Raw genomic sequence first — 11,884 nt, 5'->3', positions numbered from 1 at the left:
TTATCTCAGATTTTAATCCGAATTGGGATTTTTTAAATAATGATGTTTTATAATGAATGTCATTCCGACAGAGAGACGCAGGAACGACGAGGAATCTAGAATTTTCGTATTTATAATTTAGATTCCTCAATCGGCAAAAAGGCCTTATTTCAGAATGACATGTTGAGTTTTAAGTTTAATTTATCGTTACAATTGTCATTCGGATAGAAAGACGCAGGAGCGACGAGGAATCTATATATTCTATAGTTATCGTTTAGATTCCTCAATCGTGAAATACTCATTTAAGAATGACATTTTTAGTTTTTAAGTTTAATTTATCGTTACAATTGTCATTCCGACAGAGAGAGGCAGGAGAGACGATGAATCTGGGTTTCTACAATTATTATTTAGATTCCTCAATCGGCAAAAAGCCTCATTTCAGAATGACATTCTAAATTTCTAAATATTTATTTCAATAAAAAACCCACTCCTAAATTAGAAGTGGGAAAATTGCTATGAAAAAGAAAATGATAAGAAAGTATCTTACCATAATCATTAAGACGATCCTTTTTATTAAAACTTACACTTTATTTTAAAATAATTAAAATTAATTTTCCATTGACATTAAAACCATTCTTAACTCCATAAAAGTGAATGATTTATCTACTTTTTCTTTTAGGTCTGTTAAGCTTTTAAATTCTGTATCTTCTATAGCATTTACTATTTTCTTATACTTTTTAGTGTCTATTAATTCTAAAATATCAACATCTCCAGAAGGAATATAACTCGCTAAATGACTTTCTATAGTTCCGGTAGTTAAGCTTCTTTCTTTTACGATTTCTTTTATAGAAAGACCAGATTTAAACAGTTCAAAAGTAATTTGTTTGGTAGGTTTCTTATCCTCTTTTTTTTGCTCGTTTAATTTATTGATTCCATTTTTTTTGCAGTAATCTTCTATGGCTTCTAAAATTTGTTCACCGTATTTTGTTACACGTGTTTTGCCCATTCCTACAGTACTTAACAATGCTTTTTCCGTTCTAGGTAAGTCATCGCACATGGCGTATAAAGTTTCTTGAGTGAAAATTTGAAAATGTGGAATTCCTAAATCTTTTGAAATTTCATCTCTTAGTTCACGTAATTTTAATGCTAAAATTGGGTCTCGTTTAGAGGCTACTGTTTTCTTTTTAACGGGCGATGATTTTTGTAAAACGGCATTTGCTCTTACTTTTAAATAGTCTTGTACTTTAAAACCATTGTTTATTTTTTGAAGGGCAAACAATTTTTCTAAGAGCTTTTCTTGTAAGCTGTCAAATTGTTTTGTAAAATCACTTTTTACAGTTTTATTATCTGTAGAAAACTGAATTGCATTTAAAGGTTTTAGAATATTACCCTTTGTTTGTGTTACAAAATAGTCTACGGCTTTGGTAAAGCGTTCTTGAATTTGAGTACTATTTTCTGGCAACACATTGTCTTCGCAAATTTGTGCTAATTGATTTTTAAATCCGTTAGAAACTTTCATTAAAGCGACAACTCCGTCATCCTTTATGGTTTGCAAATGATCTATAACATCTCCTTTTATACTTGTTTGATTTTTATAGAAAATATCAATCAATCTAGAAATTGGGTATAAAAACGGTTGGTAATCGAATAATTCTGAAATTAAATTCAACTGAAAATGTTTTTCAGATTCGTTTAAAACATGTTCATCTGGGTGATTTTCTTCTACACTTTCATTAAAAACACTAACGGTTCTGTCATTAATGATTGCACTGCTGGTAATTGGTGTTTTTAAAACCAAACCTTCTAAAGAAGTACATCTACTTAAGGCAACATAGGTTTGTCCGTGTGCAAAAGAAGCTTCTGCATCTATAATGGCTTTTTCAAAGGTTAAACCCTGACTTTTATGAATGGTAATTGCCCAAGCCAATCGCAAGGGAATTTGAGAAAAAGAACCAATTACATCTTCTTTAATCTCTTTAGTTTCTTCGTTAATAGAATAATTTACATTGTCCCAAGTTTCTCTTTCTGTAACAATCTCATCAATTTCATTGGGACATTGTACTGTTACATTTTGTAGAGAAATATCTGTTATAATTCCTATTTTTCCGTTGTAATATCTTTTATCTGGAGAGGAATCATTTTTGATAAACATTACTTGAGCTCCCATTTTCAATTCTAACTTTTCATCATTAGGGAAAGCATTATCATTGAATTTACCAGAAACATCTGCTTTAAAAAAGTAACTTTTGGTATTTAGTTTATTTAATTCTGAACTGTTAATTAAATTGGCTCTGTTATTATGAGTCGTTAAAGTAATATAGCCATCATCTTTAGTAGGAGAGAAGGTAGGATTGTAATTTCTATTTAAAATTTCGGCAGATTTCTCTGATAAAGTATCTGTTCTAATTTCATTTAAAATGGTAATAAAATCTTCGTTTTTCTGACGATAAATATGTTTTAATTCTATGGAAACAACATCTGCTTCTTGATATGCTTTAGAACTAAAAAAGTAAACAGTATTGTAATGCTGCTGCAACAAACTCCATTCATTTGGCCTAACTACTGGCGCTAATTGTTGTAAATCTCCAATCATTAAAACCTGTGCACCACCAAAAACTTTATTTCGGTTTTTATATCGACGCATCACTTGGTCTATTCCGTCTAACAAATCGGCACGAACCATAGAAATTTCATCTATAATTATTAAATCTAAAGATTTTATAATATCAATCTTCGTTTTAGAAAATTTACGTTGCTGGTTTGTATTTGCAATCTGATCGGGTAAAATAGGACCAAACGGCATTTGAAAAAAAGAATGAATGGTTACTCCTTTTGCGTTAATTGCTGCAACACCCGTTGGTGCTACAATAACCATTCTTTTTAAAGATTCCTTTTTAATTTGATGTAAAAAAGTAGTTTTTCCTGTACCTGCTTTTCCTGTAACAAAAATATTTCTATCTGTTTTATCAATAAATTGTAGAGCAAGTTCTAATTCAGGATTTTTTGACATTTTTACTTTTTGGTGCAAGGTAAATAAACATTATTATAAATAATAAAATAATTATTCTTGATTTAACATGTAATTTAACCAATTTTTAAAGAATACTATTGTTTACCTTTTTCGCCATTATAGTGATACACTTTAATGTTGTTTATTTTAGGTTGTTATGATATAGTTGTGAGAATAGCCAGCAAACAAGTTTAGCGCTGATTAAGCCTTTCGTCAAGCTCAAGAAAAGCTATTTGTTTGAGCTCTTTTTTGAGGAAGGAAAAGAAAGCGAGTAGCGAAAGCAGGAAATGGCTTCAAATAAAAAAAACCAAGCAAAAGCTCAGGGTTTTATTATAAATAAGTAGTAGGAGAAACGCTATTTATTAATATCTATAAATTTAAGTATCTCTTTGTAATTCTTATTCCATGGCCAAAAGAATTGGCTCATCATTGGTATGTGTTTCTTTTCTTGAAAATTGATGTGAACGCTTGGTTGAAATGTATGTAACTTTTCTACAAATTCTTTATTTTTAGAAATAATTGATGGAAATGTTTTTGTTCCGGTTATCATAAATATAGGTGGTGTTTTTTCTGATACAAAATAAATGGGTGAAGCATCTTTCCAATTTTCTTCTTTGCTTGTCCAAGTTACATCATAATTATGTTCTTTAGTTGGTGGGTATTTCTTTAAAAAAGAATACATATCTAGCCCTGCAGCATCATTTAAAATGATTCCTTTAACCATCTCTTTATTGTTTAAATATTTAGGATTCGTTCCTACCAACGCAATTAAATGTCCGCCTGCAGAATGGCCCATTAAAAATATTTGATCAGGATTTCCGTTGTATTTTTCGATGTTTTCATAAGTCCATTTTATGGCTGCAGTAACTTCTTTTGCCATCGTATCGTAATTACCATTAGGGCTTAACGTATAGTTAGGAATAACAGTTACCACACCTTTTTTGGCGAAATTTCTACCTAAAAATCCGTAAATTCCTTTTTTACCTTCATTCCAATAGCCGCCATGAATAAAAATTACAACGGGGTTGTCTTTTGATGTACGGGTTTGGTATACATTTAACTCTGGAAAAGAAGTTACTAATGCTTTTGAATCTTTTACATAAGTTATATCGCTTATTTTTTTAGACGCACAGCTAGATAATAAAAAGATACATAAAACTACAGCTAGTCTTTTAAAATAAATAGGTTTACGAATTGATGCTATTAATTTGTTCATTCCTTTTTAAATTTTATTATGCTTTAAGCAATTTTAAAGAAGTTTTTTAATAATATTAAAATATTTAAAAGGGATATATTTTAAAGGTAAATCTATCCAAGTTGGGTTGGTAACAACGGCTCTTTTATGGCTAAAAGCAAAAAAACTGTTTTGTCCGTGATAGTTTCCTAATCCGCTATTTCCTACACCGCCAAATGGTAAATTGTGGTTGCTTACGTGCATTAACGTATCATTAATACAAGCGCCACCAGATGAGGTTTTGGCTAAAATATCTTTTGCATTTTTGTTTTTTCCAAAATAATAGAAAGCCAAAGGTTTTTCATTTTTATTGATGTAATCTATAGTTTCATTAATATGACTAAAACTCATTACAGGCAATATTGGTCCGAATATTTCTGCTTGCATAATTTTAAAATCTGGCTGAACATTATCTATAATAGTAGGAGCAATAAATTTTTCTTTCATATCGATTTCTCCACCTGTATGTATCGTTCCTTCGTTTAATAAGCCACTCAAACGTACTACTGCATCGTCATTTACAATGCGCGGATAAAAACGACTTTGTTTAATATCATCACCATACATCAATTTGATGTTTTTGGCAATTTTATTTAGTAATTCGTCTTTAATAGATTCGTGTGCAAAAAGGTAATCTGGCGCAATACATGTTTGTCCTGCATTAATTAATTTTCCCCAAATAATTCGTTTAGCGGCAATGTCTATATTGGCATCGGCATCTACTATACACGGACTTTTACCGCCTAATTCTAAAACAACTGGTGTTAGATTTTCTGCGGCAGCTTTCATAACTACTTTACCAACTTTAGGACTTCCTGTAAAGAAAATAATATCGAAACGTTGTGCAAATAATAGGGTATTGGTTTCTCTACCGCCATGCACGACACTTATATAATTAGAGTCAAAGTTTTCTGCAATCATATCGTCCATAACCTTAGCAACTGTTGGTGTGTCTGGAGATGGTTTTAATACACTACAACAACCAGCCGAAATTGCTCCAACTAAAGTGTTTATAAGCAGTTGAAAAGGATAGTTCCAAGGAGCAACAATTAATGCTGTACCCAAAGGCTCATACATAATTTTACTAGAGGCTGGTTTTAAATGAAGTGGTGAGGCAACTCTTTTAGGAGCTGCCCATTTTTTTAAATGTTTAACATGGTTGTCAATTTCACCAATAACAAGACTTATTTCTGTTAAATATGCTTCTTCTGGCGATTTATGTAAATCTTGCCATAAAGCAGCTTCAATTTTTTGTTGATATTGAAGAATGGCTTTTTTTAACGTTTTTAATTGCGTTAATCGAAAGCCAATATCTTTTGTTTTATGTGTAGAAAAAAATGTTTTATGTGCTGCTATATTTTTAAGAATAATATCTTTTGATGTTTCTGTCATTAGAATGTGTGTTTAATTACTTTTTGTGACCTGTAAAATGTTCCATAGTTTTATAAATACCTAATACGGTGCCGGCAAACCAATCGAACATGTTAAGAGACATAAAACCTTGTCCTATTCTTGTAAGTCTATATATGTAGCCTGGAATGGTTACCATTCGTTTATTATTCTCTATTGCTTTAATAATGGTAAGGGAAGCTGCCTCAGGATCTAGAATTGGTATTTTAGATTGTACGCCGTCAAACATTCCTGTATTTATATAGTAAGGCATTATGGTAGTTACATGAATACTCTTTTTTAATTGTTTCATCTCTAAACGTAAACTATCAGACCATCCAATTAAAGACCATTTACTTGCTGCGTATACAGACATTTTAGGGTTAGAAATTAAGCCTCCGGAAGAAGCAATATTACAGATGTGTCCAGAATTTTGATCTAACATCCCTTCTAAAAACTCCCTAGTTATAAACATTGGCGCATTGGCATTAATTTCCATTGTTTTTACTATATCCTTTGTCGTGTGTTCATGAAAAAACTTACCAGCAACAATGCCTGCATTATTTATAAGAATATCTACGGTGCCAGTTTCTTGTATTACTTTTTTAGCAGTTTCTTTAATTTGATTGATATCAGAAACATCAACTACATGACCAACAAGATCACCTTTGTTAGCGAATTCTAAAATAGTTTCATGAATTTTAGAATTGTTTATATCCCAAATAATCACTTTGGCTCCGCGTTCTAATAGTAAACGAACCATTATTTTACCAATACCAGATGCTCCGCCGGTTATTAGTGCTGTTTTACCTTTTATTTGTTTCATGTATTTAAAATTATCAGAATTTAGCTAAGTTATCTTTTTGACAGCTTAGAAACTAATGAAAAGATAAAAGTCTAAACATAAAATTAAATTTAGGAAAAGGAATAAATGAACAAACAAGTCTAGCCCTGATTGAAACGGCATCCTTTTTGCCTTTTTGGCAAAAAGATATAGTGGAAAGCAGGAAATAGCTTCAAATAAAAAAACCTTTCTGATTGCTCAAAAAGGTTTTAAATATCTAAAAGTCTAAATTTCTAATTATCTAGAAATTGAACTTACATTTCTAATGCTTTTGCTGGATTGTTATCCATCAATAATTCCATTGGGTTTTCTAAAGCCTCTTTAACAGCAACTAAGAAACCAACAGATTCTCTACCATCTACAATTCTGTGATCGTAAGATAAAGCAACATACATAATTGGCTGAATTACAATTCCGCCATTTACTGCCATTGGTCTGTTTACAATGTTGTGCATTCCTAAAATTCCACTCTGAGGAGGGTTTAAAATAGGAGTAGACAACATAGAACCAAATACACCACCGTTAGTGATTGTAAATGTTCCACCAGTCATTTCATCTATAGTTATTTGACCGTCTCTTGCTCTAATTGCTAAACGTTTTACTTCAGATTCTACACCTCTAAAAGATAAGTTTTCTGCATTTCTAATTACAGGAACCATTAAACCTTTTGGTCCAGAAACTGCAATAGAAATATCTTGAAAATCATTTTTAATTTGGTAATCTCCATCTATCATAGAGTTTACATCTGGAAATAATTTTAAAGCTCTAACAACAGCTAAAGTAAAGAAAGACATAAAGCCTAATCCAACACCGTGTCTTGCTTTAAAAGCTTCTTTATATTCTGTACGTAAATCAAAAATTGGTTGCATGTTTACTTCGTTAAAAGTAGTTAACATAGCCGTTTCGCTTTTTACAGCTACCAAACGTTCTGCAACTTTTCTACGTAACATAGACATTTTCTTACGCTCTGTTCCTCTAGAACCACTAGCAGGTTGTGTCCCCATAGAAGGTACTGCTTTTACAGCATCATCTTTGGTAATTCTACCATCTTTTCCACTACCTTTTACAGCAGAAGGAGCAATTCCTTTTTCAGCTAAAACTTTTTTAGCAGCAGGAGAAGCTGTTCCAGTTGCGTATGTAGCAGCTTTTGGCGCTTCTTTTACTTCAACTTTCTTTTCTTCTTTTGGCGCTTCTGTTTTTGCAGGTGCATCACCATCTGGTTTAGCAGCGCTAGTGTCAATTAAACAAACAACTGCACCAACGGCAACAGCGTCACCCTCTTCTGCTTTTAAAGTGATAATTCCACTTTCTTCAGCAGGCAATTCTAAGGTTGCTTTGTCAGAATCTACTTCTGCAATTGGTTGATCTTTTTCTACATAATCACCATCTTCTACTAACCAAGTTGCAATTTCTACTTCTGTAATTGATTCTCCTGGAGAAGGAACTTTCATTTCTAAAACACTCATGCTTTCTTAATTTATTAATACCAAAATTAATAAGGTACTCTATTTAATTATTTTATATTTTCTTTTAACTATTTGGGCGTTTTAACAGGCTTTCCATTATATCTTTTTTACTTCTGTTCTCGATACAAATTTGCAAAAGAGCAAATTTACTCGAACTGACAGCAAAAAAGGATGTCATTTCAATCCTTAACGCAACTTACTCAGTATCAAAAACACTGTCTATAACAGCTTTATGACGTTTTTTAAATCTTGTACTAGAACCAGCTGCAGGTACTGCATAGTATTTACGAGAACGAACTGTTAATTTTACCAACTCAAAACGTTCTAACATATAACTCCAAGCTCCCATGTTTCTTGGTTCTTCTTGTGCCCATATATATTCTTCCACATTAGGATATCTGTCTATTACTTTCTGTATTTTCTCTAAATGTAAAGGGAATAATTGCTCAATTCTTACTAGTGCAATATCGTCTCTTTCTAAGTTTTCTCTTTCTTCCAATAAATCATAATAGAATTTACCCATACAGAAAACTATTTTCTTAACTTTTTTAGGTGCTAGTGTATCATCTATAACTTCTTGAAATTCACTAGTAGCTAAATCTTGAATCGTATTAACTGCTTTTGGATGACGTAATAAACTTTTAGGTGTAAATACAATTAAAGGTTTTCTATACGTACGTTTCATTTGTCTACGCAATAAATGATAAAAGTTAGAAGGTGTTGTACAATTTGCAACCGTCATATTATCTATGGCACATAATTGTAAATAACGTTCTATTCTAGCAGATGAATGCTCAGAACCTTGTCCTTCATAACCGTGAGGTAATAAGACTACAATTCCGTTTTGTAATTTCCATTTATCTTCTGCCGCAGAAATATATTGGTCAAACATAATTTGTGCACCGTTAGAGAAATCTCCAAATTGCGCTTCCCAAATTGTTAATGTATTTGGGTTTGCCATGGCGTAACCATAATCAAAACCAAGTACACCGTATTCAGACAATAACGAATTGTAAATCGTCATTTGTCCTTTATTATTTGGGTTTGTGTTTAGTAAGTTGATGCGTTCTTCTGTAACTTCATCACGCAAGATTGCATGTCTGTGAGAAAACGTTCCTCTTTCTACATCTTGTCCAGAAATACGAATGTTATATCCTTCTTCCATTAAAGAACCGTAAGCTAACGTTTCTGCCATTCCCCAATCTAAATTATTGGTTTCAAAAGCCATTTTTGCTCTTCCTGCTAATATACGTTCTGCTTTTCTAACAAAATTTGCTCCTTCTGGTACTGTAGAAACTACTTTTGCAATTTCTTTTAATTTTACTTCAGAATACTTTGTATCATCTGTAAGTAACATTGCATCTAAATCTTGGCGTTCAAAACCTTCCCAAGTAGATTGCATAAACTCTCTAACAATAGATTTTTCTACTTTTTTAGCTTCATCAAATTCTCTTTCAAGCATTTGTTTGAACTCTGAAGTAATTTCTTTTAAATATGAATTATCTATAGCTCCTTCTGCAATTAATTGTGCAGCATAAATATCTTTTGGATTTTTATGTTTTGAGATTGCTTTGTATAAGGTTGGTTGTGTAAAACGAGGTTCATCACCTTCATTATGGCCATATTTTCTATAGCCTAATAAATCGATAAAAATATCTTGTTTAAACTTCATTCTAAACTCTAACGCCATTTCCATTGCATGACAAACAGCTTCTGTATCATCTGCATTTACATGTAATACTGGCGATAAAGTTACTTTTGCAACATCTGTACAGTACGTACTAGAACGTGCGTCTAAATAATTAGTTGTAAAACCAATTTGATTATTTACAACAATATGTATGGTTCCACCTGTTTTATAACCATTTAGTTTTGCCATTTGAGTAACCTCATACGCAATACCTTGGCCTGCAATTGCAGCATCTCCATGAATTATAATTGGTAATATCTTACTAGAATCACCATCGTATTTTCTGTCTATTTTAGCTCTAGTAATTCCTTCTGTTACTGCAGCTACAGTTTCTAAATGAGATGGATTTGGAACTAAATTCATTTTAATTTCATTACCATCTCTGTAGGTTTTACTTAACGTTAACCCTAAATGGTATTTTACATCTCCATCAATATCTTCATCTTCAAAATCTTTACCTTCAAATTCACTAAATAAATCTCTTACAGGTTTTTTAAAGATATTAACCAAAGTGTTTAAACGCCCTCTATGAGCCATTCCTAAAACACATTCTTTAACTCCGTATATTTCTGCAGCATCTCTTAAAAGAACACTAATACCAGGTATTAAAGTTTCTCCACCCTCTAAAGAAAATCGTTTTTGACCAACGTATTTAGTTTGTAAAAAACTTTCAAAGGTTACTGCTTGATTTAATTTTCCTAAAATATATTTTTTAGCTTCTGTAGAGTAGTTAGGGTGGTTGTCGTTTTTATTAAAACGTTCATGCCACCATTTTAATTTTTCTGGGTTACGCATGTACATGTATTCTACACCAATAGAATCGCAGTAAATACGTTGTAAGTTTTTTATAATTTCAGAAAGTGTTGCTTTTCCTAAGCCTAAAAGCTCACCTGCCGAAAATTCTTTGTCTAAATCGATTTCGGAAAGACCAAAGTTTTCAAGATCTAAAGTTGGGTAATATTGTCTTCTATCTCTAACTGGGTTTGTTTTTGTAAATAAATGACCACGTGTTCTATACCCATTAATTAAATCTACAACAAAGAACTCTTTACGAACTTCTTGAGGTATTTCTGATGAAACTTCTTCTTCATCTTTTAAAGAATAATTCTCATTTGCTAAATCATATCCCTGAAAAAAGCTTCTCCAGCTTGGTTCTACGGCATCTGGGTTTATCAAATACTTATCATATAAATCAGCTATAAAGCCTGTGTGTGCTGCGTTTAAAAACGAAAATTTATCCATATTATAGTTTCTACTTTTTTAAAGTATGTAATGCAGAATCAAAAATACAAATTTTGTAGTAAACCCGTATTATTTATTGATAATAATACAAAATACTTTTTTTTGTTTTTTTTTAATCTTTTTTTTAAAATTGTTTGGTGAAGTTAAAAAAGGATGTATATTTGCACTCGCAAAACACATTTATGTGTCGCAAACTCCTTCTTAGCTCAGTTGGTTAGAGCATCTGACTGTTAATCAGAGGGTCCAAGGTTCGAGTCCTTGAGAGGGAGCAAAAAAGTCTTATCTTTATTGATAAGGCTTTTTTTTTGTTCTAAATTTTTTTTGATTTTTTTAGTGATTGAGGATTAGCATGGGGTAAGACTAAAGTTAAAAGCAATCTTAAAAGTTGAAGAATTTTAGAACTATGCTTAAATATTAGGGAAGTATAAGAAATAGATGTTTTTCAACTAGTTTAAATAGTACTTTAAAAACTTTCTTTTTAGAGTGAAAAAAAAATGAAGAAACACTTGTGGATGTAATAAAAAGATTTATATTTGCACTCGCAAAACACATTTATGTGTCGCAAACTCCTTCTTAGCTCAGTTGGTTAGAGCATCTGACTGTTAATCAGAGGGTCCAAGGTTCGAGTCCTTGAGAGGGAGCGAAAAAGTCTTATCTTTATTGATAAGACTTTTTTTATGTTTATAATTTAATTTTTAATTTGTAAGTCGCTGTAAAATAGTTTATTGTGTTTTTTGTTTAATTAATATATTTTAAGGTGGTAAGTTTTTTTGTTTTATAGTTTTTGCTCTTTTGTGTATTGTAGTTTAAAAAAAGGTTCTTGTAAGATCAAAAAAATATGATATTGATGAAGATCAAGTTAATGAGCTGTTAATTGTAACATACAAGATACTGTGGGGAAAAAAGAATATAGCGTTAAAAAATACCCTTAAAATAGAAGTGGAAGTAGAGAGTGAGGACTAAAAAATTATATAACAACTAAAAACAAATGGTTGAATCCTACAGATAGTTTTGGGAAATTTGAAAAAGG

General features: G+C 31.4%; 6 protein-coding genes and 2 tRNA genes. 2 read left to right on the top strand and 6 right to left on the bottom strand.

All coding sequences use genetic code 11. The features are described 5' to 3' along the window. Nucleotides 1-586: 586 nt before the first annotated feature. The 6 genes from GQS58_RS10315 to GQS58_RS10290 all read right to left on the bottom strand — a co-directional run bounded on the left by GQS58_RS10315 (nucleotide 587) and on the right by GQS58_RS10290 (nucleotide 10,854). A complete protein-coding gene (locus GQS58_RS10315; RefSeq protein ID WP_166385529.1) occupies nucleotides 587-2,989 on the bottom strand; it encodes a helix-turn-helix domain-containing protein in 2,403 nt (800 codons plus the stop codon). A gap of 355 nt (nucleotides 2,990-3,344) precedes the next feature. After that, complete coding sequence (locus tag GQS58_RS10310) at nucleotides 3,345-4,205, bottom strand: alpha/beta hydrolase (RefSeq protein ID WP_166385527.1); 861 nt, start codon at nucleotides 4,203-4,205, stop codon at nucleotides 3,345-3,347. Between the two features lie 33 nt (nucleotides 4,206-4,238). Beyond that, on the bottom strand, nucleotides 4,239-5,615 hold the full coding sequence (locus tag GQS58_RS10305; protein ID WP_166385525.1) for an aldehyde dehydrogenase: 1,377 nt from the start codon (nucleotides 5,613-5,615) through the stop codon (nucleotides 4,239-4,241). A gap of 16 nt (nucleotides 5,616-5,631) precedes the next feature. After that, on the bottom strand, nucleotides 5,632-6,438 hold the full coding sequence (locus GQS58_RS10300) for an SDR family oxidoreductase (protein ID WP_166385523.1): 807 nt from the start codon (nucleotides 6,436-6,438) through the stop codon (nucleotides 5,632-5,634). Between the two features lie 272 nt (nucleotides 6,439-6,710). Beyond that, nucleotides 6,711-7,922, bottom strand: coding sequence for a 2-oxoglutarate dehydrogenase complex dihydrolipoyllysine-residue succinyltransferase (gene odhB, locus GQS58_RS10295; protein ID WP_166385521.1), 1,212 nt, complete (start codon nucleotides 7,920-7,922; stop codon nucleotides 6,711-6,713). A gap of 196 nt (nucleotides 7,923-8,118) precedes the next feature. After that, nucleotides 8,119-10,854: a 2-oxoglutarate dehydrogenase E1 component gene (locus GQS58_RS10290; protein WP_166385519.1), complete on the bottom strand. Its 2,736-nt coding sequence runs from the start codon at nucleotides 10,852-10,854 to the stop codon at nucleotides 8,119-8,121. A gap of 195 nt (nucleotides 10,855-11,049) precedes the next feature. Here GQS58_RS10290 and GQS58_RS10285 point away from each other — a divergent pair. Then, nucleotides 11,050-11,123 (top strand) — tRNA-Asn (locus GQS58_RS10285). A 298-nt stretch (nucleotides 11,124-11,421) separates the two neighbouring features. Then, nucleotides 11,422-11,495 (top strand) — tRNA-Asn (locus GQS58_RS10280). The last annotated feature ends 389 nt before the right edge of the window (nucleotides 11,496-11,884 follow it).

Origin of the sequence: Polaribacter sp. 11A2H, from assembly GCF_011379025.1 — a bacterium.
Lineage (GTDB): Bacteria > Bacteroidota > Bacteroidia > Flavobacteriales > Flavobacteriaceae > Polaribacter.
The sequence above is the reverse complement of the archived record's forward strand: the minus strand, read 5'-3'. Positions and strand labels throughout refer to the sequence as shown.

Bases quoted from the DNA above. Each gene is read 5' to 3' on its own strand.
- GQS58_RS10310 (WP_166385527.1), bottom strand. From the start codon at position 4,205: ATGAACAAATTAATAGCATCAATTCGTAAACCTATTTATTTTAAAAGA.
- GQS58_RS10315 (WP_166385529.1), bottom strand. From the start codon at position 2,989: ATGTCAAAAAATCCTGAATTAGAACTTGCTCTACAATTTATTGATAAA.
- GQS58_RS10290 (WP_166385519.1), bottom strand. From the start codon at position 10,854: ATGGATAAATTTTCGTTTTTAAACGCAGCACACACAGGCTTTATAGCT.
- GQS58_RS10305 (WP_166385525.1), bottom strand. From the start codon at position 5,615: ATGACAGAAACATCAAAAGATATTATTCTTAAAAATATAGCAGCACAT.
- GQS58_RS10300 (WP_166385523.1), bottom strand. From the start codon at position 6,438: ATGAAACAAATAAAAGGTAAAACAGCACTAATAACCGGCGGAGCATCT.
- odhB (WP_166385521.1), bottom strand. From the start codon at position 7,922: ATGAGTGTTTTAGAAATGAAAGTTCCTTCTCCAGGAGAATCAATTACA.